21 protein-coding genes are annotated in these 21,832 nt (G+C 60.7%); 8 read left to right on the top strand and 13 right to left on the bottom strand.

Annotated elements, in window-relative coordinates; all coding sequences use genetic code 11:
- Positions 1-132: 132 nt before the first annotated feature.
- The 6 genes from K1W69_RS01785 to K1W69_RS01760 all read right to left on the bottom strand — a co-directional run bounded on the left by K1W69_RS01785 (position 133) and on the right by K1W69_RS01760 (position 5,307).
- On the bottom strand, positions 133-774 hold the full coding sequence (locus K1W69_RS01785; RefSeq protein ID WP_220226616.1) for an isochorismatase family protein: 642 nt from the start codon (positions 772-774) through the stop codon (positions 133-135).
- Positions 771-1,412 carry a 3-isopropylmalate dehydratase small subunit gene (gene leuD, locus K1W69_RS01780; protein ID WP_220226615.1) on the bottom strand — a complete coding sequence of 214 codons (642 nt, stop codon included), beginning with the start codon at positions 1,410-1,412 and terminating at the stop codon, positions 771-773. The genes K1W69_RS01785 and leuD overlap by 4 nt, the downstream gene beginning before the upstream one ends.
- Before the next feature lie 2 nt (positions 1,413-1,414).
- Positions 1,415-2,818, bottom strand: coding sequence for a 3-isopropylmalate dehydratase large subunit (leuC, locus tag K1W69_RS01775; protein ID WP_220226614.1), 1,404 nt, complete (start codon positions 2,816-2,818; stop codon positions 1,415-1,417).
- A 16-nt stretch (positions 2,819-2,834) separates the two neighbouring features.
- Positions 2,835-3,566, bottom strand: a complete 732-nt coding sequence (locus tag K1W69_RS01770; RefSeq protein ID WP_220226613.1) for an SDR family NAD(P)-dependent oxidoreductase — start codon at positions 3,564-3,566, stop codon at positions 2,835-2,837.
- A 102-nt stretch (positions 3,567-3,668) separates the two neighbouring features.
- Positions 3,669-4,529 carry an isocitrate lyase/PEP mutase family protein gene (locus K1W69_RS01765; RefSeq protein WP_220226612.1) on the bottom strand — a complete coding sequence of 287 codons (861 nt, stop codon included), beginning with the start codon at positions 4,527-4,529 and terminating at the stop codon, positions 3,669-3,671.
- 31 nt (positions 4,530-4,560) lie between these two features.
- Complete coding sequence (locus K1W69_RS01760) at positions 4,561-5,307, bottom strand: maleate cis-trans isomerase family protein (protein ID WP_220226611.1); 747 nt, start codon at positions 5,305-5,307, stop codon at positions 4,561-4,563.
- 249 nt (positions 5,308-5,556) lie between these two features.
- Between K1W69_RS01760 and K1W69_RS01755 the strand changes: the two genes are divergently transcribed.
- Positions 5,557-6,297 (top strand): GntR family transcriptional regulator, encoded by a 741-nt coding sequence (locus tag K1W69_RS01755; protein WP_258570770.1) that lies wholly within the window; start codon positions 5,557-5,559, stop codon positions 6,295-6,297.
- 175 nt (positions 6,298-6,472) lie between these two features.
- On the opposite strand, the gene K1W69_RS01750 is transcribed toward K1W69_RS01755, so the two are convergent.
- The 6 genes from K1W69_RS01750 to K1W69_RS01725 are packed head-to-tail and all read right to left on the bottom strand — an operon-like array spanning position 6,473 to position 11,821.
- Complete coding sequence (locus K1W69_RS01750; protein WP_220226609.1) at positions 6,473-7,351, bottom strand: MBL fold metallo-hydrolase; 879 nt, start codon at positions 7,349-7,351, stop codon at positions 6,473-6,475.
- A gap of 6 nt (positions 7,352-7,357) precedes the next feature.
- The gene (locus K1W69_RS01745; protein ID WP_220226608.1) at positions 7,358-8,185 is read right to left on the bottom strand and encodes an SDR family NAD(P)-dependent oxidoreductase; all 828 of its coding nucleotides are present in this window, start codon (positions 8,183-8,185) and stop codon (positions 7,358-7,360) included.
- 12 nt (positions 8,186-8,197) lie between these two features.
- Positions 8,198-8,914 carry a GntR family transcriptional regulator gene (locus K1W69_RS01740; protein WP_220226607.1) on the bottom strand — a complete coding sequence of 239 codons (717 nt, stop codon included), beginning with the start codon at positions 8,912-8,914 and terminating at the stop codon, positions 8,198-8,200.
- A 2-nt stretch (positions 8,915-8,916) separates the two neighbouring features.
- Positions 8,917-9,828, bottom strand: coding sequence for a polysaccharide deacetylase family protein (locus tag K1W69_RS01735; RefSeq protein WP_220226606.1), 912 nt, complete (start codon positions 9,826-9,828; stop codon positions 8,917-8,919).
- 19 nt (positions 9,829-9,847) lie between these two features.
- Positions 9,848-10,594, bottom strand: a complete 747-nt coding sequence (locus K1W69_RS01730; RefSeq protein ID WP_220226605.1) for a maleate cis-trans isomerase family protein — start codon at positions 10,592-10,594, stop codon at positions 9,848-9,850.
- 24 nt (positions 10,595-10,618) lie between these two features.
- On the bottom strand, positions 10,619-11,821 hold the full coding sequence (locus K1W69_RS01725) for an FAD-dependent oxidoreductase (RefSeq protein WP_220226604.1): 1,203 nt from the start codon (positions 11,819-11,821) through the stop codon (positions 10,619-10,621).
- Positions 11,822-12,143: 322 nt separating this feature from the next.
- On the opposite strand from K1W69_RS01725, the gene K1W69_RS01720 reads away from it, so the two are divergent.
- The 6 genes from K1W69_RS01720 (at position 12,144) to K1W69_RS01695 (ending at position 18,749) form a co-directional block, all read left to right on the top strand.
- On the top strand, positions 12,144-13,061 hold the full coding sequence (locus tag K1W69_RS01720; protein WP_220226603.1) for a branched-chain amino acid ABC transporter permease: 918 nt from the start codon (positions 12,144-12,146) through the stop codon (positions 13,059-13,061).
- A gap of 1 nt (position 13,062) precedes the next feature.
- Positions 13,063-13,992, top strand: coding sequence for a branched-chain amino acid ABC transporter permease (locus K1W69_RS01715; RefSeq protein ID WP_220226602.1), 930 nt, complete (start codon positions 13,063-13,065; stop codon positions 13,990-13,992).
- A complete protein-coding gene (locus K1W69_RS01710; protein WP_220226601.1) occupies positions 13,989-14,783 on the top strand; it encodes an ABC transporter ATP-binding protein in 795 nt (264 codons plus the stop codon). Before K1W69_RS01715 ends, K1W69_RS01710 begins: the two co-directional genes overlap by 4 nt.
- Positions 14,776-15,519 (top strand): ABC transporter ATP-binding protein, encoded by a 744-nt coding sequence (locus K1W69_RS01705; protein ID WP_220226600.1) that lies wholly within the window; start codon positions 14,776-14,778, stop codon positions 15,517-15,519. The genes K1W69_RS01710 and K1W69_RS01705 overlap by 8 nt, the downstream gene beginning before the upstream one ends.
- Positions 15,520-15,544: 25 nt before the next feature.
- Complete coding sequence (locus K1W69_RS01700; RefSeq protein ID WP_220226599.1) at positions 15,545-16,729, top strand: ABC transporter substrate-binding protein; 1,185 nt, start codon at positions 15,545-15,547, stop codon at positions 16,727-16,729.
- Between the two features lie 76 nt (positions 16,730-16,805).
- The gene (locus K1W69_RS01695; protein ID WP_220226598.1) at positions 16,806-18,749 is read left to right on the top strand and encodes a TRAP transporter permease; all 1,944 of its coding nucleotides are present in this window, start codon (positions 16,806-16,808) and stop codon (positions 18,747-18,749) included.
- A 55-nt stretch (positions 18,750-18,804) separates the two neighbouring features.
- Here the strand turns inward: K1W69_RS01695 and K1W69_RS01690 are convergent, their stop codons facing one another.
- Positions 18,805-19,767 (bottom strand): TAXI family TRAP transporter solute-binding subunit, encoded by a 963-nt coding sequence (locus tag K1W69_RS01690; protein WP_220226597.1) that lies wholly within the window; start codon positions 19,765-19,767, stop codon positions 18,805-18,807.
- A gap of 235 nt (positions 19,768-20,002) precedes the next feature.
- On the opposite strand from K1W69_RS01690, the gene K1W69_RS01685 reads away from it, so the two are divergent.
- Positions 20,003-21,721, top strand: a complete 1,719-nt coding sequence (locus K1W69_RS01685; protein ID WP_220226596.1) for a thiamine pyrophosphate-requiring protein — start codon at positions 20,003-20,005, stop codon at positions 21,719-21,721.
- Positions 21,722-21,832: the final 111 nt, after the last annotated feature.

Genomic DNA, 21,832 nt, shown 5'->3' with positions numbered 1-21,832 from the left:
ATTTGTCCAGACCAATTTTGTAATTTTGGAAATCCCCCGATTTGCAACCATGAGGATTTTCCGAAACTGATTGGAAAGGGACCTGTTTATGCCGGGTAGAACGCCAGCCACTGGCGCGCAAACCCGGCTTTCTCAACCGGATATCTTCGTCTTCTCGAAATAATCGAGGATCTCTTCCTCATCGACGACGTCGCCGTATTTGGCGTCCATGTCGAACAGATTGGCCTCGTGGGGAGAGGCATGCCGGTCACCGACCGCTTCGCGCGCGATGATCGGAATGAAACCGTGAGAGCAGCAGTCGACGCAGGTCGCACGGACGCAGCCGCTTGTGGTGACGCCTGTGTGAACGAGCGTGTCGACGCCTAATGTCGCCAGCGTTGAGGCCAGCGACGTGCCGAAGAAGGCGCTGGGATACTGTTTGGAGATCACGATCTCGTTTTCGGCGACGTCCAGCCCTTCCGGCCAGGCGCCCATGGGATTGCCTGCAATGAAGTTTCGGAGCGGCCTGGCCTTCTGGAAGAACCGCCCGCCATCGCACCCGCCGGCCTGATAGACCACATTGGTCAGGATGATCGGCACGCCGCATTCGCGCGCCTTGTCTCGTATTCTCAGCGCCGATTTGAGGGTGTCCTCCACGCCGGCGTAAAGCTCGCACTCCGGTTCGAAATAGGCTTGCACGAAATCAATCATGATCAGGGCAGGTCTGGCGCCGAAACCGATCCGGTTGTCATAGGCCCGCTTGTAGTTATCGAGAAGATTTTCGCTGGTGCTCATCCGTTTTTATCCTGTTCTTCGGCCAGTGCATGCAATTTTTCGATGCCAATCGACATCCAGGGCTGATCCGCCTTCCGTCGCGCTTCGAAAGCCTTGATGGCGTCCCCGTCCTCGGCGAGGATCATGCCGACCTCGTCGAGACCCAAGAGCAACAACCGCTTGAGGTTCGGTTCGATGTCGAAGCGGATCTCGCGTCCTGACGAAAGCCGGATCGACTGGGCCTCCAGGTCGATCGTGATCTCTTCCGCCGCCTCGGCGGCGCGCTCCACCGCCGCCATATCGTCTCCGCCGAGGCGGACAGGCAGGACGCCGTTCTTGAAGCAGTTGGCGAAAAAGATCTCGCCGAAACTCCTGGCGATCACGCAGCGTATACCGAGATCGGCGATGGTCCATACCGCCTGCTCGCGGCTGGAGCCCGTGCCGAAATTCTCGCCGGTCACAAGGATCTTCGCCGTATCGTATGGCGGCGTGTCGAGCACGAAAGGCTCAGGCCCGTTGCGGCGTTCGCTGAAAGCGTAGCGGCCAAGGCCCTCGCGGTCGAGCAACAGCAGAAAGCGCGCCGGAAAGATGACGTCGGTGTCGATCGCGTTTTCCAGAAGCGGCGCGGCGACGCTTTTGACTGTGGTGAACTTTTCCATGGTCACAACAGCTCCCGCACGTCGGTGATCTTTCCGGTTACGGCGGCTGCCGCAGCCATCGGCGGGCTCATCAGGTGGGTGCGTCCGCCCTTGCCCTGACGACCTTCGAAATTGCGGTTGGAGGTTGAGGCGCAGCGCTCGCCCTCGGCAAGCCGGTCGTCGTTCATCGCGACACACATCGAACATCCCGCGTCACGCCATTCGAAGCCGGCGGACAGGAATATCTCGTGCAGGCCCTCGCGCTCCGCGGCGATCTTGACGGCAGCCGATCCCGGCACCGCGATCGCCTTGACGCTGTCCGCCACCTTCCTGCCGGAAAGCACCTGCGCCGCCGCCCGCAGGTCTTCCAGACGGCCATTGGTGCAGGATCCGACGAACACGCGGTCGACCGGGATGTCGCGAATTGCGGTTCCCGGCTCCAGGCCCATATAGGCAAGGCTCTTGCGCAGTCTCGACTTGCTGTTCTGATCCGCTTCCCGTTCCGGATCGGGCACCTGACCCGTGACCGCGCATGTGTGCTCCGGGGTCGTTCCCCAGGAGACCTGTGGCGCCAGATCAGCGGTATTGAACGTCACCTCGCGATCGAAAACCGCATCAGCGTCGCTATGCAGATCAGACCATGCCGCCATGGCCTGCTTCCAGGCATCGCCCGAAGGCGCCAGCGGACGGCCTTCGAGGTATGCAAACGTCTTTTCGTCCGGCGCCACGACGCCGACCCGGCTTCCAGCCTCGATCGACATGTTGCAGAGCGTCATGCGGGCCGCCATCGAAAGCTCGCGCACGGTGGATCCGGCGTATTCCAGGGCGTATCCGACGCCGCCGCCGGTTCCGATTTCGGCGATGAGAGCAAGAATGACATCCTTGACGGTTACGCCGTCCGGCAATCCGCCCTCCAGATTGACCCGCATCGTCTTCTGCTTGCGCTGGCGAAGCGTTTGCGTCGCGAAGATACTGGTGCATTCGCTGGCCCCTATGCCGAAGGCGATGCACCCAAAGGCGCCATGGGTGCAGGTGTGACTGTCTCCGCATACAAGAACGACGCCTGGCAAGGTGAAACCCAGTTCAGGGCCGATGACGTGAACGATGCCATGTCGTTCGCCATCCATGGGCATATAGGCGATGCCGTGTTTCGCGGCGTTTTCCTTGAGGCGTTCGACCTGGGAAAACGCAAGGCCTTCGGCGAATGGCCTGTCGCCGCGCAATGTCGGCACGGCGTGGTCGGCGACGGCGATGTGCGCCTCCGGACAGCGGACCTTCCGTCCATCCTGGTCAAGGGCCGCAAAAGCCTGCGGGCTCGACACTTCCTGCACCAGGTGGCGATCGACATAGATGAGATGCTCGCCATTGCCGCGGTCCGCGACCACGTGGCTGTCCCAGATCTTGTCATAGAGCGTTTGCGCGACCATTACCGATACTCCAACCTCACGGCATGTATGCGCCGCCATTGACCCACAGCACCTGGCCGGTCATGTAGGCGCTCTCGGGCCCAAGCAGAAAGCGGATCGGGCCGACGATGTCTTCCGGCTCGGCGACGCGCGCGAGCGGAATGACGCTGACATATTTTGCGAGATCGACTTCGATTTCGGCGGTTTCGTCGGAGATGCCCGTGCCGCCGTGCGAAAACGCCGTATCGACGAAGCCGGGCGCCACGGTGTTGACCCGCACCTTTGGCGCATATTCGAGCGCCAGCGTATTGGCCAGCGCCATCAGGCCGGCTTTGGCCGAGGCATAGGATGCGAAGCCGGGGCGGATGTAGCGGCCGAGGCCGGAGGCGATCATGACGACGCTGCCGCCATCGGACATCAAAGGCATGATCGCCTTCGCCGACAGGAAGGCGCCCCGCAGGTTTCCGGAAACGATATTGTCGAAATAGTCCGTTGGCGTGTCGGCCACGGAATGGATCGAGGGATTGTAGCCGGCCAAATGGACATACCCGTCGACTGCCGGCCAATGGTCGGCAAGTTCGCGAGCGGCAGTGTTGATCGCCTCCTCCGAAAGCACATCGATGTCGATCGTCCGCGTCGTGGGACGATGGCGTTCGATGGATGCCGGAAGGTCGAGAACGACGACGTCGTCCCCCGCTTCCGTCAGCGCCGCGACGAGGGCGCGCCCGATGCCCCCTGCCCCGCCAAGGATCGCGATCCGGCGGCTCATGACACGCGCCTCCAATGCGGAAATCCGAACTTCATGGCTGACGCTCGCTTCGTTGTCATTTCAAATCTCTCCAGATGGACTGTCGCCCGAACCGCCTTTGCTTCAAGCCGAAACGTATTTCTTTTCGAACTCCCAGATGTCCGGGAAGCCGAGCAGTTCGTTGAACTGCTGGAAATCATAGAGGTCGATCGCCTTGCTGGTCTCCCCATTCCGGTAGAGATCCGTATAGGCATTCTTCAGCGCCGCTCCCATGGACAGGAAACCGATCGCGGGATGGATAGCGACCGCAAAACCGAGCGACTGCAATGTGTCCGCAGACAATAACGGCGTCCGGCCGCCATTGACGATATTGGCCATCAACGGCGCATCGATCTCATCCGCGACACGCTGCATTTCCTCCTCGGACTCGGGCGATTCCACGAAGACAATGTCGGCGCCAGCCTTCGCGAAGGCCTTGCCGCGTTTGATCGCCTCGTCGAGGCCGAGACCCGTTCGCGCGTCCGTTCTGGCGATGATCAGGAAGTCATCGCTCCGCCTGCTGTCGATGGCGACCTCGATCTTCCGGATCATGTCTTCCAGCGGCACAACGCGCCGGTTGGGCGTGTGACCGCACTTCTTCGGAAACTCCTGATCCTCCAGCTGGATCGCGGTTACGCCAGCTTGCTCATAACCGCGAACAGTATGACGGACGTTCAAAAGGCCCCCGTATCCGGTGTCGGCGTCCGCAATGACCGGTGTTTTCGTGCGGCCGGCAATGCTTGCGACACGGTCGATCATGTCCGAATAGGTTGCGATACCGGCGTCCGGAAGCCCGAGGTAGGACGCAACCGTTCCGTAGCCGGTGACGTAAAGCGCCTTGAAGCCGACTTCGTCGGCGATCAGCGCCGAAATCATTTCAAAAACGCCGGGCGCCAGGATCAGGTCCCCGGAACGGATTGCATTTTTCAGAGCTGGATCGGCCATGGAATTCACTCGTTTCTTTTCTGGCGTCGCGTCAGTGGCTGGAAAGGAGGCGACCAAATGGCTGGAACCGGTCCTGCACGCCGACGGCGCGCAGCATCGACCAGAAGGTCGCCTGATTGGAGGTGACAACCGGAACGCCCAATTCAGCCTCGAGGCTTTCGACCAGAGGCAGGGTCGGGAAATCGGTGCAGGTGACAAGAAGCGCGTCGCTGCCCGGGACGAACGCCGCCCTGGCGTGGTCCGCGACGGCTTCAAGCGGCGTCCTGGCGATGCGCGGGTACTCGCTCGGACCGCCGGCTCCAATGCCGAGCCCGATCAGCCGCAACACCTCGAAGCCGTGCGCTTCCAGGAATTCGGTTTCATGGGCGTTCAAAGCGTCGGCATAGGGGGTTGCGACCGAAAGTTGGACCACGCCGAGCGTTTTCAGGGCGTCAATAATTGCGGCCGACGTTGTGACGCACTGTCGACCGGTGCGCTCGCTCAGCCTGTCAGGCATCGACTGCGCAGGCGTTATCATGGACCCGGCGGTGCATGCATAGGCGATCGCATCGGCGCCGCACTGGGCCAGCATGCCGATCGCCGTGTCGAGGTCGGCGTAGAGCGCGGCTTCGCCAGCTTCGGTATGTGTATCGGAATGCAGACTCATCCTGTGGGTGTGGTATGTCACGCCGTCCGGAACCATGCGCGCCCACTCCGCCTCGTTGACGGTGTTCGTTGGCGGAACGATGAGCCCGAGTTTGGCCCGGCTGGAATAGGTGGACTGGTGTTTTGCTTTCATTGCCTGATAATCTATAGTTGATAATGACGAATTGGCAAAGGCGTGATCTATTTGTCCGTATCAATTTTCTCTTTGCAGTCTCGCGGCCACTGCCGTATCAGTCATCGAATTCGGTGGCCGGTTTCGGCGCATTAACGAGATACAGTTGCGAACAGGAGCGATTCCGGATCTTCAGAGGAAGATCGCCATGGAGCAGTCACTCAAATGGAGCAGTCACTGAAGAAGAACAGTCCGAGCGAAGATAGCCAGATGAGCGACGAATCGTCCGGTCCCCGCTACTCCCGGATACAGAAGGAGTTGGTCGGCCGAATCGCCAATGGCGTCTATCCCGTCGGAAGGCTTATCCCGACCGAAGCCGAGCTGGCTCAGGAGTTTGACACCAGCCGCTTCACGATTCGTGAGGCGCTGCGCTGCATGACGGAAGACGGCTATGTCGAGCGCCGTCAGGGTATGGGAACGCGAGTAATCTCGGCCAAACCGCTGTCCGGCTACTATCAGTCGTTCGAATCGCTGCAGGAACTGTTCCAGATCGCCCTCGACACCTACCTTGTCGTTCTGGGCAACAAGACTGTCACGCTTGACGCAAAGCTCGCCGAGCGGGTTGGCGGACAGGAAGGGGAACAGTGGATCCGCGTCGACGGCATACGCTGGACCGAACCCGGCGGTCGACCGATTTGCTATATCCAGAGCTTCATCCCCGAGCGCTTTGAAGCGGTGATCCCGGAACTGGCGACCTACCAGGGGCCATTCTTCAATATTCTCGAAGGATATTCGCGCGAAACGATCAAGGAGACGCAGCAGGAAATTCGGGCGGAGGCCATGCCGCCGGAAATCGCCGCGTCGCTGGGGCTTCCCGCAGAATCGCGCTCACTTCAGATCCTGAGGCGCTACATTACGGATTCCGGCGTGTTGATCGCTTCCTTCAACTGGCACCCGGCTGACCAGATGACCTATAGAATGCGCATCAGGCGAGGCCGGCAATCCGCTTAGTGGTCCGATTCCGACATTTGCCTCCCGATGCGACTTGTCCTGTAGCAAATGTCGGAATCTTCAGGACCACTAGCCAGATTATATTTCTGGTGGAGCTCTAAATCTGACATTTGAAAACGAGTTCGCGTCTTGCGGGACTCGAATGTCAAAGTTGCTCCACCAGCGGCTTCGGTGATCACACAAATACCGGCCGGAAACCGGAGACGTCGTTTCCTTCAACGCGCATCCCGCTGCTGCCTCGCAAATGCGCGGGCATGAGGAGCGCGCCGTCTCCCGCGCATCGTTCAGCCAGTTGATGGCGAAGCTCGCCGGCCTGCACGGCGTCGTGGCAAAACGCGCTGCTCCAATGCGGACGAAATATCTGGACCGGGGAATGAAACGCATCGCCGCAGAACAGCGCATGGCCGCCGTCGCCGCAATTCAGGTCCAGCCCGATCTGACCTGGGGAATGCCCGTGGAGAGGGATAATTTCCAGACCTGACGTCAGTTCGAAACCGTCGTCGACCTCTTCGACGAGACCGGCTTCCACAACCGGCAAGACGCTGTCGGCATAGCAACCATGATTGTGCTTGCCAGGTTCACGGCTTTCCAGATCACGCCAATGATCCAGTTCGCTTCGGCCCATGACATAGCGCGCATTTGGGAATGTCGGCGTCCAGCGGCCGTTCTCAAGCCTGGTGTTCCAGCCGACATGGTCTGCATGCAGATGCGTGCACATCACGATATCGATGTCTTCAGGCGCAAAACCGGCGGCCGCCAGGCGCGTCAAATAGCCGGTGTCGTGTCTTTGATCCCAGTCTTGCCGGCGCGCGCGCGGTTTGTGCTCGCCGACGCAGGTATCGATGAGCACCGTCAATCCGCCGATCCTGAGCACGAAGCTGTGCAGGCTCAGCAGGATGCTGCCTGTCTTGAAGTCCACGTGATCGGGAGAGAGCACTGCGGATTGACCGGCGAGTTCCGCCGGATCCCGGCCGGGCAGCAGGAAATCGAACGGAAGAACAAAGGGATCGAAGTCGACGATCTTGCTCACGGTGGCAGGGCCGAGCTTGAACATGGCGCCTCACATTATGGATGGTCGTTCGACGTGCTGAGATCGCGCCCCCGCCGCGGCGGTTTCCGCATCCAGGGATTCGTCCCACAGCCGGGCGATGAACCGCGCGCCGGTAACGCCATTGGACGCGTCCGAACACAGCCAGCCAATGCCACGGCGCATGATCGCCGGCGAAAGAAGGTTGCCGTCCGCGCCTTTCTTTGCAGGTCCGGGAGGCAGCAAATCCGTATCGGCGGCCCCTCCGGGCAGATAGACATTGACGTCGACGCCCGTGCCTTCAAGGTCTTGCGCCCATACGCGCGACGCCGCTTCAAGCGCCGCCTTCGAAGGTCCATAGGGGGAGTACCCGCGCCTGACCATCGTCTGATCGGACGTCGAGACGTTGATGATCTTGCCGAAACCGCGCGCGATCATGTCGGGGGCAACCGCGCGCGCCATGTTGAAGGTTCCGTTTACGTTGATATCGATGATCGACTTCCAGGATTGCGGATCGGCTTCCCAGAATTTGGTCGGTTTCGTGTTGAATGTCTCGCTTATGAGGCGCATGCCGCGGCCGGCGTTGTTGACCAGCACGTCGATGCGCCTGAAACGCGCAATCGTCGCGGCGGCGACGCTTTCGCCGGCCTGTGGATCCGCAACGTCCGCGGCCAAAGCCAAGGTCCGATCGGCCGGCATGAGCGCTGCAGTCTCATCCAGCGCAGCAGACCCGGCGGATCCCGTAATGACAAGGTTCGCTCCGGCTTCCGAGAGTTCCAGAGCCATCTCCTTTCCGAGACCGCGAGCGCCGCCTGTGACGATGACAACGCGGCCGTCGAGAGAAGAATGACGATAGCTCATTGGCAGTTCCGTTCAGCTCAACGACATCGCCTTGCGGCGCGGACGTGTGGAAAGGATGTGTCCCGACATTGCGGTTTCGGCCCATTCCGGATCGCGCGCCCGCAAGGCCGCAACAATATCGCGGTGCTGGTTGTTGGAGCGAGTGATGTTGATGCGCTGCTCCCAGACGAACTGTTTGATCAATTCAAGCGGCAGCGAAATCGCCTGTGCGGTCAACGATTGCATCTGTATCGATCGGGTGGCCTCGACGATAGTCGTGTGAAACCGTGTGTTCAGGTCGGCGAACAGCCGGATCTGCGCAGGATCCTCGGTCTCTCCGATTTCATCAATCTGTTCGACGATGCGCTCCAGTTCGGCAATCTCGGCCTTGGTTATCAGTTCGGCTGCGACGCGGGACGCGTAACTCTCAAGCCTGGCCCTGATATCGAACACGATCTTGAGTTCCTGGTATGAAAAATCGGCCACATAGCGGTGCCGGTTGTCGGCGCGTGCCAACCCCTCGGCGACGAGACGGCGCAGGGCTTCACGTACGGGCGTGCGGCTTGTCCCGGTCATCTGGGCAAGCGCTTCTTCGGGAAGGTGCGAACCGCCCGGCAGAGCGCCGCTCAGGATCGCATGGCGTATTCCCTGGTAGGCCCGTTCCGCCGGTCTCTCGATCTCTTCGAGATCAAGTTCACCCGCCAGAATTTCGGCGTCGGCGGCGCCGGAACGGCCATTTCCACTGAACATGCTCACCCTTTCGGAGGGATGTGTTCCTGATGGTGGTCGAGATACCATGTAGCGATGTCCTCCCGCTTGGCAAACCAGACGCCATCGAACTGCTTGGCGTAGCGAATAAAGTCCCGCAGGGCGCGAATGCGGAACGGCTGCCCGATGACATGCGGATGCAGGCCGATGTTCATGAACCTCCCGCTCGTCTCGCTTTCCGCATAAAGCCAGTCGAACTGTTCCTTGAACATCTGGAAGCCGGTGTCGACCGTCAAACCCTGACGAAGGAAACTGAAGTCATTCACTTCGGATGTGTAGGAAATGGACACCATCGGGCGTCCCGACCGGGTCTCCACCAGATAGGGCTGATCGTCATTGAGTAGGTCCGTGATAAAAAGCAGCCCCTCTTCAGCCAGGATATCGATCGTATTGAGCGTAGAGCGCAACGAACTCGACAGCCAGCCCCTGGCCTTCTTGCCGACCGCCTGCTCGTAGACGTCCAGCGTGCGGCGGATGACATCCCGTTCGGCCGCCTCGTCGAACATGTAGTCCGTCAACAGTTCGTCCTGGACATAATTGTGGGCGACGATTTCCCAGTCCCGCTCCAGCGCCGCGTCAATGACTTCGCGCCGCTCGAGCGCCATTTTCGCATTCATCGTGCAACTCGCCGCAACATCTTCGGCGTCGAGGACGTCGAACAACCGCCAGACGCCAACCCGCTGACCGTATTCGCGCCAGGTGAAATTCGGATTGTCGTAGACATTACCCGGCAGATTGCCACCGACAATACCCGGCCCGCCCGGATAATAGGGCTTCTCGGACTCCTGCACCGGATCCCAGTACTCGAAATTGATGGTCAGAAAAATCGCGAGACGCTGGCCATTCGGCCAGCGCAGCGGATTTCGTTTGGATATTGGAACATAGTCGTAGTGCATGAGGGATCCGCGCTCCGGCTCAGTGATGGGATAAAAGCGACCCGAAGCCTTGAATCTTGTCTTCGATGCCGTTCATGCGCAGCGCATGCCAGTAGGTCGCCGTGTTGATCGCGATGACCGGCTTGTCGAGCCAGAACTCCGCAATTGCTCCCACGCGCGCCATCGCGAGGTTGGTGCCCGCCTGGATGATCGCTTCGACGGAAGGATCATTGACCTCGATGATGGCGTCGCGCAGCGTCTGTTCGCTTTCATGGGCGATCAGCATCGGACTCTTGCATTTCAGCCCCTTCACGGTCACGACTTCATAGCCGCAATCGGTGAAGAATTTGCGGACCTGCTCGTCGCCGATCGGCATATAGGGCGTAATGACTGCGATGCGCTTGATGCCGCCCATCTTCGCCAAAGCCGCCTGGCAGGCGTCGGAGCCCATGGCGACCGGCATACCCGCCCTTTCCTCGACCTGGGCCTTCAGCGTGTCGGCGCGTTCCTTGCCGTCCCAGAAGGTTTCCGCGGACATGCCCATGATCATTGCGCCCGGCGAACAGGTCTTGACCGCATCGATGGCGTTCATTGTCTCGGCGCGAATTCGCATTACGAGCTCGTTGAAATCCTCGTCCGAATGGACTGGATCATCCGGAATGATGATGCGCGAAAAGTGATTGGTCACACCGACCGGGCGCATATCATCAAATTCGGGCTGGACGGACGTGTTGGTCGAAGGGGCAATGACGCCGAATTTCATTCGGTAGCCGAGACTGTCAGTCATGATTCTTATCCTTGGCAGTTGTAATTATTCGACTTTTTCGAGATCGCGCAGAGACTGGAGCATTGACGATTTCATCAGATACTCCTTGTGCCGGGCCGGATCGGCGGCAATCGCCCGCAGTTCGTCATGGTACGCCCGGCGCGCTTCCGGATCATTTTCGGCCATGATCTGCCGGTTGCGCAGTGACTGGGACTGGACCGTGTCGATCGCCACCTTGCGGCGCTGCCGTTCATAGCGACCGAGGCTTTCCAGAGGCGCGCCGCGCCATACAAGCACAAGTTTTTCGGTCAGGTTGACGGCGTCGTGAATGCCGCCGTTCATGCCCATGCCGCCCAGCGGATTGTTGAGATGCGCGGCGTCGCCGGTCAGAAAAATCCGACCCTTGACGTATGATTTCGCGACGCGCTGGTGCACCCGGTAGGCAGTCGAGTGGACGACGTCGTAGCGGCCGGGTTTGGGGCAGAGTTTCTGGAGACGCATCTCCATGTTGTCGGGCGCCTTGATCTCTTCGTCCGTAAGGTTCGGATCAGTCGGCAAAAGGACGCGCCACAGCGAAGGCGTTCGCAGAAGAACCGCCCATTCGTCCGGATCCGTCAGATAGGCGATGGGCGCCAGATCCGGAATTGCCTCACCGAAGTCGAACTCCGTCGACATCGACAGGAATATTTCCGGAATGGTCAATCCCTCGAATTCGATGTCGAGCGACTTGCGGACATTGCTGTGCGCCCCGTCGGCGGCGACCAGATAGCGCGCGCGCATCTCCCCAATGGATCCATCCGGATTGCGCACCGTCAGCACAACGCCGTCGTCGGTCTGCGACACGGACTGGCCCTCCAGCCCGTATTGCAGATCGATCAGATCGGAGTCTTCGATCAGTTCGCGCAGGTGCTCGGACAGCTTCCACTGCTCGCATTGCAGCCGATAGGGATGGTTGGTTTCATCCTTCAGGTGTCCCAGATCGAATTCCGCGACGACGCCCTCCGCGCGATCCCGAAACTGCCATTTCGGGCAGATCAGTCCACGCGCGATGAGCTTTTCGGAAATGCCGAAGCGGTCGAGCATGTCGAGGGTCGGAGGATGGAAAGTGGACGCGCGCAGATCCTTTGGCAGTTCTTCGTAAGCGTCGATAACCGTGACGGGAATGCCTGCTTCGCCGAGGCAGGCCGCCGTTACCAGACCGACCGGACCTGCGCCCACAACCAAGACCCGTTCCGCACCGTCCGACATTTCCATTTGCCTCCGCATATACACTTGACAACCTTTATGATGCTCAGCATTGTGTACAAAAGGTCAGGACAAATCAACTCCTGATTTTTTGAAATGCATATCAAATTAAGGGTGCTTTGACCGGTGGTCAGAATTCCCGAAAAGGCAAGAAACTGGCTCGACAGAAGATAATGACCGTCTATTCCGGGAATTTTACGTGTTGCCAATGGATTCAGGGACTGCAAGCCGCGAACAGGCGGCTTGTCCGTTTTTCCTTTGCGCAAGGCGAAGAAACTGCGATATTTGTGTACAAACATCGCTTGATCGTCGCGGGATGTGACTGATGCTTCTGGTTCAGCAACTCGTAAACAGCATCATGCTCGGCAGCGTTTACGTGACGGTGGCCGTCGCCTTCACACTGACGATCGGCATTCTCAACTTCCTCAATTTCACCATTCCGACGCTGTTCATGCTCGCCGGCATGATGGGGTGGGCGCTGTCCTACTACGGTCTGCCGTTCGGGTTGTCCGGACCTATGCCCTGGCCCCTGGCGCTTGCCGCGGGCGTAGTGCTCGCCATTCTGGCTTCGTTGCTGGTTGAGCGGTTCACCTTCCGGTATCTGAAGACGCGCTACGGCGACTCCACCGAGCACGCCATTCCGCTGGTGAGTTCTCTTGGATTTCTGCTGATCCTCGAAAACCTTGTCCGGATCGGCTACGGGACCGAGGAGCGCCGGTTCGCCGGACCGGACGCTGACCTCACGCTCAACGTCGGCGGCCTGTTCATTCGGGTTCCGCAGTTGATCAGCCTGTTTGTCACCGTTCTGATCGTGATTTTCCTGACCATGCTGATCCGGCGCACGCGAATCGGTCGGGGACTGAGGGCGATTGCCGAGAACCCCGACGCGGCCAATATTCTTGGCGTGGACACCAAGCGCGTCGTACCTGTGGTTTTCATGCTGACGGGACTCCTGTGCGGCCTGGCGGGCGCTCTTTTCGCGGTGAACTACGGCGAGGTCTCGCCGCTGATGGGCGAGGATATCGGCACGAAGGCGATCGCGGGAATGGTGATCGGCGGCCTTGGTTCGATCTGGGGCGCGGTCATCGGAGGTCTGATTGTCGGCGTTCTCGAACTGATGACGGTTCACTTCTTCGGCGCGGACACCGTTCAGGTGGTTGTCTGGGGCGCGCTGCTTCTTACGCTCATCGCCTATCCGAGCGGACTGCTCGGCCACAACGCCATCGGCAAGGGGAAACTCTGACATGAGCGGCTACATGTCGGGAATCCTGGCGATTCTCGCCATAAACATCATTTTCGCCTATGGCATATATCTCTCCGTCGCCACCGGACAGCTCAATCTCGGCGGCGCAGGTTTCCAGGCCGTTGGCGCCTATGCGGCGGCCTATCTTTCAGCCACCTACGGTTTTCCCGTCTTTCTGACGCTGCTGTCCGGGCTTTTGCTCTCCGGTGTTTTCGGTTTCGCAATCGCATTGCCGATCCTGAGGACCCGCGGCGTCTATCTCGTCCTGGCGACATTCGCTTTCGCCGAGGTAATCGCCGGCGCCTTGCTGAATTCCGATACTTTCGGCGGCGCGATGGGCATATCCGTTCCCGGATACGTCGAATGGTATGTGCCGGTCATCATCGCCGCGGTCGTCACCCTGTTCGTGTTCTACATCATGTCGACGCGCTTCGGCCTGAACATGCGCGCAATCCATGACGATGAAGAAGTGTCTGACCTGATGGGCGTTCCGATCCGCAAGGTGAAGGTCATCGCTTTTTCGATGGGAGCGGCGCTGGCGGGTCTTGCCGGCGGTCTCTATGCGCATACGTTCACCTTCGTGGAAGTTCAAAGCTTCAACGCCATTCTCTCCATTTACGTGCTGCTCTACGTTCTGCTAGGAGGCACCCAGACCGCCTGGGGGCCTCTGGCGGGCGCCACCTTCTTCACCCTGCTTCCAGAGGTTTTGCGGGATTTGCTGCCGGCAACGAAGACCTTCCTCGTCGGCCTGTTCGGCGATGCTGAAAACGTCGCCCCGCCGGACGAATCCTGGCGCTTCGTCATCCTGGGGGTCCTGACGGTTCTGATGATGGTGTTCCGCCCTGAAGGCCTCATCACGAGACCGATGCTCGCTCATCTGCGGCTGCGCAAACCGAGTGCGCGCAACCCTGGCGGGGAGGTGCTGGAATGAGTTCTGCGCAACCCCTGCTATCCGTGAACGCCGTCAGCAAAAGCTTCGGCGGGCTGCAGGTCATCTCGGATGTCAGCTTCGACGTCGAGAGCGGATCCCGGATTGCGCTGATCGGACCGAACGGGGCTGGAAAGACAACGATCTTCAACCTCATATCCGGCGTCTATACGCCCGACAGCGGCTCCATCAGCTTCGATGGCGCGGACATTACCGCAGTGCCGTCGCGCAAGCGGATCGGCCTCGGCCTTGCCAGAAGTTTCCAGAATATCCGCCTGATGCCGCACCTGTCGGTCGTCGAGAACATCATGCTCGGTCAGCAGTCGCACGCGTCAGGTCCGAGTGATATGGCGCTGCCGCTGTTCCGCCGGTCGCGTTCGCGCCGCGAGGCCGAGGACCTGCTCGCCAGCATGGGACTGGGCACCTTTCCCGGAGACGTCGTGGCGACGTTGCCCTACGGCATCCGCAAGAAGATCGAGGTCGTTCGGGCGCTGGCGGCGAAGCCAAAGTTGCTCATGCTGGACGAACCCGCCGCCGGCCTGAACCCGGCTGAAACGGCAAGCCTGCGCGATTTTCTGATCACCATCTCCGAGACAGGCACGACCATTCTGATCGTGGAGCACGACATGGGGCTGGTGCGCAGCCTCTGCGAGGAGGCGGTTGTCCTCAACTTCGGCAGCAAGATCTACGAGGGCTCGACAAAATACGTACAGGACGATCCGCTGGTGCTGGAAGCCTATCTGGGTTCGCGTCACGTCAAGGATCACGTTGTCGCCGGAGGCGCAGATGCTTGAGGTCGAGGCTCTCAACGTTACCTACGGACGGACGCGAGCGGTCCAGTCGCTCGACATGACGGTTGGCGACAACGAGGTCGTCACGGTTCTCGGCTCCAATGGCGCGGGAAAGACATCGCTTTTGAGGGCCTTGCAGGGCGCGGTGGGAACAAGCGGCGGCCGCATCGTGTTCGACGGCAAGGACATGACATCGAAATCACCTGCGGCAAGGGTGAAGGCCGGCATGGTTCTCGTTCCCGAAGGCCGACAGATATTCGTTTCGATGACCGTGAACGAAAACCTGTTGATGGGCGCCTATCTGCGTCGTGACGACAACATCGAGAAGGATCTGACGGAGATCTACGACCGGTTTCCCAATCTCGCCGAAAGACGTCACATGAGCGCAAAGACGCTGTCGGGCGGCGAGCAGCAGATGCTCGCCATCGGTCGCGCACTGGTTGGAAGACCGCGACTGATCATGCTGGACGAGCCCTCTCTCGGCCTGTCGCCGCTCTACGTCGACCGGCTGTTCAATCTTCTCGGCGAACTCAACAAGGACGGGATCGCCATCCTGCTTGTCGAGCAGAACACGAGCATGGCGTTGGACATCGCGTCGCGCGGATACGTTCTGGAGCTTGGCAGGAAAGTACTCGAGGACCAGGCGGAGGCCCTCGCAACAAACACAGCGTTGACCGAGGCCTATCTGGGAGGCAGTGACGGCGACGGATCAGCGCGTGTGCTCGAAGAGCAACCATAAAACAATGCAGAAAAGGAACTTCCAGATGAGAAAGAGAACAGCAGGCATCCTCGCCGCTGCCGCGGCTATCGCCCTCTGCGCCGGCGCGTCATGGGCGCAGGAAACCATCAAGATCGGCAATATCGTCGCAACCGCAGGCGTCCTCAAAAGCGCCGCCGAGCCGACGGTCGTCGCAGTGGACATCGCCGTCGACGAAATCAACGCCGCCGGCGGCATCAATGGAAAGCCGATCGAACTGATCCGCTACGACACCGGATCCGACCCGAAACAGGCCGCAGTCGCCGCCCGCACGCTGGCCCAGGACGACAAGGTGCTCGCGATCGTCGGACCCTTCTCGTCCGGCGAAGCCTCCGTTGCCCTGAACGACGCCGAACGCCTCAAGGTTCTGATGATGCCGACATCGTCCTCGGCGCCGGGCCTGACCGATGGCAAGCGCTACGGCTGGCGCCTGTCGGAAGACGAGTTCAAGCAGTTCGGTCGTCTGCTTGCCGCAATGAAGAAAGCCGGCATCAAGATGGACACCGCCGAAATCGTCTATATTTCGGAGGAAGTCGTTTCCAACGCCGCCGGCACCAAGCTCTATCCGGCGCTGCTGGAGCAGGCCGGCATCAAGCATGGCGATCCGATCCCGGTCCAGTACAAGAGCTTCGACCTCTCCGCCCAGGTGGCGAAGATCCTGCAGAGCAATCCGGACATCGTCGCGGTCGCCGCCCTGCCCGGATCGGCTTCCAAGCTGATCGCTGAACTGGACCGCCAGGACTATCAGGGACGGGTTATTGGTTCTCAGATCTTCTCCGATCCCAATGTCGTCGAACTCTTCGGTCCCGCCGGCGACGGCACACTCATGATGGCCGGTTTCTGGAAAGGAAGAACCCCGGAAAGCCAGGCCTTCAACGAAAAGTTCGTCGAACTGGCCAATGAACGCGGCATCCCGAAAGCCGGCGCGCACCATTCCGACGCCCAGGCCTATGACACCGTCTACCTCATCAAGCAGCTCATGGAAGCGGCCGGAACCACCGGCGATCCCGACAAGCTGCAGGAAGAGCGCGAAGCGCTGGCTGACGGCATGAAGGGCATCCGCTTCAGCGGCATCCTCGCCGACGACATCTGCTTCGACGGCAACGACGCGGAACTCGCCGGTTACGTCATCGAGATCAAGGACGGTGAGTGGACGAAGTTCGACGAAGCGCCCGCCGACAAGTGCGACTGACAGCAGTCGAAATGGAACCGCCCCTGCACGGGGCGGTTTTCTTCATGCTATGATCAAGTTTTAGCGGAGAAACACCATGGCTTTGAATCCGGTCAAACCCGCCTTTGAAGCACTGGTGTCCGCTTTTTCGTTTCTGGTTCCGGTGACCGCCGTTGTCTGGGTTTTGTCCGTTCCCCAGAGAATGGGGTTTCTGATCTACCCGGAACAGGTCGCGGCCTTCATGCTGGGCGCCGCGCTGTTTGTCGTTTTCGCCCGGGACATGAGTGAGAAACGCCCGGCGCGGCAATTGCTCGACTCGGCTCTGGCCATAGCCTCGATCGGACTCGGCATATATGTCTACTTTCGATTTCCCGTCCTGACGGAAGACGTCTATCAGTATCCCACCGAAGGGCTGATTCTCGGTATTCTCGTCACCATTCTCGTGCTCGAAGGCCTGCGAAGAGTAGTCGGCTGGACGCTAGTCGTCATCACCTTCCTGATGCTGCTCTATGCGCTCTATGGCGACTACGTGCCGGGCCCGTTGCGCGGACGCGGCATGGAATTCGGCGACGTGATGCGGTTCGTCGGCACTGACAGCGGCGGAACCTGGGGACCCGCATTGCAGATCGCCGCCTTCGTCGTCGTCATCTTCGTCCTGTTCGGCGGCTTGCTTCTGGCGATCGGCGGCGGCGAATTCTTCACCCAGGCGGCCATGCGCGTTGCAGGCAGAGGCCCCGGGAACACAGCCAAGGTCGCGGTCGTCGCTTCGGGTCTTTTCGGCTCCATTTCAGGCAGCGCGGTCTCCAACGTAATGTCCACGGGCGTGATGACCATCCCGATGATGAAGCGATCCGGTTTCAAGCCCGCCCAGGCCGGAGCGATCGAGGCTGTCGCCTCGACGGGCGGTCAACTTGCGCCGCCGGTGATGGGAGCGGCCGCGTTCCTGATGGCCGAACTGCTTCAGATGCCCTACCGGTCGATCCTTCTCGCCGCCATCATACCGGCCATCATCTACTATCTCTCCGTCTACGCGCAGATCGACTTCATCGCGCGTCGCGACAAGCACGGCGCAGCCGACTGGCTGGACCGGGAACCGATGCTGTCCGTCCTGTCGAAGGGCTGGCTGCCCCTGATCGCGATCGTTGTTCTGATTGGAAGCATCTTCACCTGGAACAAGCGCGCCGAAGTGGCGGCTATCTGGTCCATCGCCGTTCTTGTCATCGTATCCGGAAGTCTCTGGCTCGCAGGCAGGGGCAGGCCAAAGCTCAGCCCGCGCGAGATCGCCGCCAACGTAACGAAGACCGGCGGCCAGATTTGCGACATCCTGCTGATTTGCGCGGCGGCCGGGATGATCATTGGTCTTTTGTCGGCGACTGGCCTCGGGTTTTCCCTTTCCTTCTTCCTGATCGGTTTTGGCGGAAAGAGCCTCTTCGGACTGCTGGTTATAACGGGGCTCGTCGGGATCGTGCTGGGCCTTGGTCTGCCGACCACGGGCGTATACCTGTTGCTGGCTTCGATGGCCGCCCCGGCGCTGGTGCAGCTGGGCATCGAGCCGCTGTCCGCGCATATGTTCGTCTTCTACTACGGCATGCTGTCGATGATCACGCCGCCAATCGCGCTCGCCGCTTTCGCCGCGGCCTCGATTTCCGGCGCACCGCAACTGCAAACCGGTATGCAAGCGCTGCGTTTCGGTTGGGTGGCCTATCTCCTGCCGTTCCTGTTTGTTTACAAGCCGGGCTTGCTGATGGAAGGTCACTGGTACGAGATCGCGTATGTCTTCGTCAGTTCGCTGACGGCGCTGCTGCTGGTTTGCGGCGGCATGGTCGGCCACGCGCTTACGCCGCTGCGCTGGCCCGTTCGGGCGCTCTGGATCGTCACGGGGCTGCTGATCATAGCGCCATTGCGGCAGATCGGCCCGGCATATCTGGAGTTTTCCGTCTCCGGCCTGGGCCTGGCGATCCTCGCCATCTACTTCGTTCAGACCCGTACGGTCGCCGAGGCGGCCCGGGGCGAGAAAGTGGCGACAGCTTCGGACACATGAAAAAACCGGGGTTGGAGCCCCGGTTTTCACCAGTTCGTTTGAACTGTTGTTCAGGCTATTGTTCGAGCCCCTGTTCCTTGAAGAACGCGATTGCGCCCGGATGGTAGGGAATGTCGGCCTTCTTGCCGATGGTCTCCGGATTGAAGCCATTCCACAGCGGACCGGTTTTCTTCAGATCGTCGGCGCCTTCGTAGACGGCCCTGGTGACCGTCTTGATGGTTTCATCGTCGACATCCGCATTGGCGAACAGCAGATAGTCGTAGGCGAACACCCGTGTCGGCTCGTCGAGGCCGGGAAGATCCTCATTGGCTTCCACGTCATACAGGTAGGCGCCGGGCAGAAATTCCTGGACTTTCGCCAGCGCTTCTTCCGGCACGGGCAGAAACTGGATATCGCCGAGCGACGCCTCGAGGTCGAATGTGGCCTGGGATCCCAGCGCCGCGATCGAAACGTCGATACGCTTGTCCTTGAAGGCTTCGTACTGCTGCGGGAAATTGGCGATCGGAACGCTTTCCACGTCGTCATAGGTCAGTCCGCCGGAGGCAAGCGCCGCCTGCACCACGAAATCTCCCAGCGAGTTTTCCTTGTACCGCGGCACCTTGTGACCCTTGATGTCGGCATAGCTCTTGATGCCGCTGGACTCCGCGGCGACGAGAGCCGCGTAGAAAGGCATCATGGTGGCGACAAGCCGCAGGTTCTCAGCCGGTTCGCTGGACATGCCGGTGCCCGTGACGGCGTAATAGGTCTGGGGATAGTTGGCGATCGCCAGCTCCACCTTGCCCGAATCCAGCAGCGGAATGTACTGTGAAGTATTGGCGCTGACCTGCGGAATGACCTGGAGATCGGTGTTCAGCGAGATCACCTGCGAAAGCGCGGTGCCAATCTGGCCGGTCGCCCCGCCCTTGGTTGTTCCCAGTCCGAGCGTCTGCGCCGAAACCGGCGCGGCCGCAAAGGCCGCGACTGCAGCGACCACTGCTGCGCCGAGAAGCCTGCGGCTGAAAGATGGTCTGTGTGTCATCGTTGTTCCTTCCTCTATCCCGATATCGGCACTTTGTGCCTCAGGCGTTATACTCCACAAGAGTAACCCACATAAGGCAAGTTTGTCATGACAAATTTTCCACCGTGCAGAATTGCATTCAATCCCTGATTTCTGGTGTTTGCGAGATGCCGGACTGTCCTGATCCGTCGATTTTCACTTTAAACGTCGCCATTTTCACGCATAATGTACTAACAAATCCAGGGAGGTTAGCAGCTTGAACAAACCTGTCGAGAACACCGGGGAGACGCAAGGCGTGCTCGCCGCCGAAGCATATCTGCAGGCGCTGACGAAAGGCGGCGTGGATTCGCTCTACGCTGTGGCCGGGACCGATTTTCCCTCGGTTGTGGAAGCCTATGAGCGCGCGCCAATGACGGGCGCGACGCTCCCGAAGGCCTTTACCGTCCCGCACGAGAACCTGGCCGTCGCCATGGCGCACGGCGACGCGCTGCGCAGCGACAGGCCGCAGGCGGCGATGGTGCATGTCAGCGTCGGCACGGCCAACATGGTTTGCGGGGCGTTGAACGCCATTCGCGACGGCGTGCCGCTGCTTTTGAGCGCCGGCCGAACGCCCCTGACCGAGGATGGTCCCGAAGGCACGCGGACCCGGTTCATTCACTGGGCGCAGGAAATGTTCGACCAGGGCGGCATGATCCGCGAAGCGGTGAAGTGGGACTTCGAATTGCGCCATCCCGAGCAGGTCGAGGATGTCGCCATACGGGCGCTCGACATTGCGTCGACGCCCCCGGCGGGACCGGTCTATCTTTCCCTGCCGCGCGAATTGCTGGCGGCGCGCGTCGCGCCTGACCGTCCCGACCGGGCGCGCAGCCGGGTCAGCGCCGCCGCTCCCGACAGCGAAGCGATCGCACGACTGGCCGATGCAATCCGCAAAGCCGACTATCCGGTGATCGTGACGAGCAACGCGGGACGCGAACCGGCCGCCGCCGCCCTGCTCGACGAACTGACGCGCGCCTGGGCGTTGCCGGTGGTGCAGTTCAATCCCCGCTCGGTCAATCTGCCCTTCGACCATCCCATGGCTCTCGGCTTCGACACCAGGGATCTGCTGGGGTCGGCCGATCTGCTGCTGTCGATCGCCTGCGACGTGCCCTGGATACCAAGGGTGACGCGACCGAAGCCTCAAGGCGTTCTCTGGGAGATCGATCACGACCCGCTGTTTTCGCGCTACCCGCTCCGCAGCTTTCCCGCTGCGGAATCGATCACGTCCGGTCCGGCCGCGGCGCTCCTTGCCTTGTCGGAAGCGCTCGGCCGGCCGGGACCGGACGATCAGCCCCGAATCGACAAGAGGCGTCGCATCGTCGCCCGGGAACGCGAGAAGCGCCTGTCGCCCGACAAGCTGGACATGGACCGGCTGACCGCGGAATCGGCAAGCGCAATTCTTGCGGCGCAGCTTCCGCCACAAGCGATCGTCGTCAACGAGTACTCGTTCAAAACGGAGCTTGCGCGTTTCGAGCGGCCGGGCCAGTTCTACGGTTTCACGCCGGCGGGCGGGCTCGGCTTCGGCTTCGGCGCAGCGCTCGGAATCCAGGCGGCGCAGAACCGGGACGACGGGGCGACCGGTCCCGTCGTCGCCATGCTCGGCGACGGCGCATACATGTTCAACAATCCGGTCGCGTGCCATTGGGCGTCAGCAGCCCACAAGCTGCCGGTGGTGACGATTATCTTCAACAACGGTCGATGGGGCGCGGTGCGCAATTCGACGCTGGCCATGTATCCGCAGGGCGCCGCCGCCGCGGCCGACGGCATGTTCCTGGCGGACCTGTCGCCCAGCCCTGACTATGCCGCGATCTGCCGCGCCCATGGCGGACACGCCGAAACGGTCGCAAGCGTCGCCGAATTGCCTGCCGCGCTGGACCGTGCGCTTGCTTCGGTCGATGCGGGAACGCAGGCGCTTATCGATCTGAGGATCGTTGGTTAATGCGCGGTTTATCCCCGGAGTCTGGTCGACGATCGGCAAATCAGTCGACTGTTGCGATGCTCGCAATCGGAATCTGAGCGCTATCAAATCCCAGAAACCGTGAGAAAAGAA

This window comes from Flavimaribacter sediminis (assembly GCF_019492055.1).
GTDB classification, from domain to species: Bacteria; Pseudomonadota; Alphaproteobacteria; order Rhizobiales; family Rhizobiaceae; genus Flavimaribacter; species Flavimaribacter sediminis.
The sequence above is the reverse complement of the archived record's forward strand: the minus strand, read 5'-3'. Positions and strand labels throughout refer to the sequence as shown.

Coding starts and splice junctions, on each gene's coding strand:
- K1W69_RS01735 (WP_220226606.1), bottom strand. CDS start 9,828: ATGCACTACGACTATGTTCCAATATCCAAACGAAATCCGCTGCGCTGG.
- K1W69_RS01745 (WP_220226608.1), bottom strand. CDS start 8,185: ATGAGCTATCGTCATTCTTCTCTCGACGGCCGCGTTGTCATCGTCACA.
- K1W69_RS01730 (WP_220226605.1), bottom strand. CDS start 10,594: ATGACTGACAGTCTCGGCTACCGAATGAAATTCGGCGTCATTGCCCCT.
- leuD (WP_220226615.1), bottom strand. CDS start 1,412: ATGGAAAAGTTCACCACAGTCAAAAGCGTCGCCGCGCCGCTTCTGGAA.
- K1W69_RS01720 (WP_220226603.1), top strand. CDS start 12,144: ATGCTTCTGGTTCAGCAACTCGTAAACAGCATCATGCTCGGCAGCGTT.
- K1W69_RS01700 (WP_220226599.1), top strand. CDS start 15,545: ATGAGAAAGAGAACAGCAGGCATCCTCGCCGCTGCCGCGGCTATCGCC.
- K1W69_RS01765 (WP_220226612.1), bottom strand. CDS start 4,529: ATGGCCGATCCAGCTCTGAAAAATGCAATCCGTTCCGGGGACCTGATC.
- K1W69_RS01695 (WP_220226598.1), top strand. CDS start 16,806: ATGGCTTTGAATCCGGTCAAACCCGCCTTTGAAGCACTGGTGTCCGCT.
- K1W69_RS01770 (WP_220226613.1), bottom strand. CDS start 3,566: ATGAGCCGCCGGATCGCGATCCTTGGCGGGGCAGGGGGCATCGGGCGC.
- K1W69_RS01705 (WP_220226600.1), top strand. CDS start 14,776: ATGCTTGAGGTCGAGGCTCTCAACGTTACCTACGGACGGACGCGAGCG.
- K1W69_RS01785 (WP_220226616.1), bottom strand. CDS start 774: ATGAGCACCAGCGAAAATCTTCTCGATAACTACAAGCGGGCCTATGAC.
- K1W69_RS01760 (WP_220226611.1), bottom strand. CDS start 5,307: ATGAAAGCAAAACACCAGTCCACCTATTCCAGCCGGGCCAAACTCGGG.
- K1W69_RS01690 (WP_220226597.1), bottom strand. CDS start 19,767: ATGACACACAGACCATCTTTCAGCCGCAGGCTTCTCGGCGCAGCAGTG.
- K1W69_RS01715 (WP_220226602.1), top strand. CDS start 13,063: ATGAGCGGCTACATGTCGGGAATCCTGGCGATTCTCGCCATAAACATC.
- K1W69_RS01750 (WP_220226609.1), bottom strand. CDS start 7,351: ATGTTCAAGCTCGGCCCTGCCACCGTGAGCAAGATCGTCGACTTCGAT.
- K1W69_RS01740 (WP_220226607.1), bottom strand. CDS start 8,914: ATGTTCAGTGGAAATGGCCGTTCCGGCGCCGCCGACGCCGAAATTCTG.
- K1W69_RS01755 (WP_258570770.1), top strand. CDS start 5,557: ATGAGCGACGAATCGTCCGGTCCCCGCTACTCCCGGATACAGAAGGAG.
- leuC (WP_220226614.1), bottom strand. CDS start 2,818: ATGGTCGCGCAAACGCTCTATGACAAGATCTGGGACAGCCACGTGGTC.
- K1W69_RS01710 (WP_220226601.1), top strand. CDS start 13,989: ATGAGTTCTGCGCAACCCCTGCTATCCGTGAACGCCGTCAGCAAAAGC.
- K1W69_RS01725 (WP_220226604.1), bottom strand. CDS start 11,821: ATGTCGGACGGTGCGGAACGGGTCTTGGTTGTGGGCGCAGGTCCGGTC.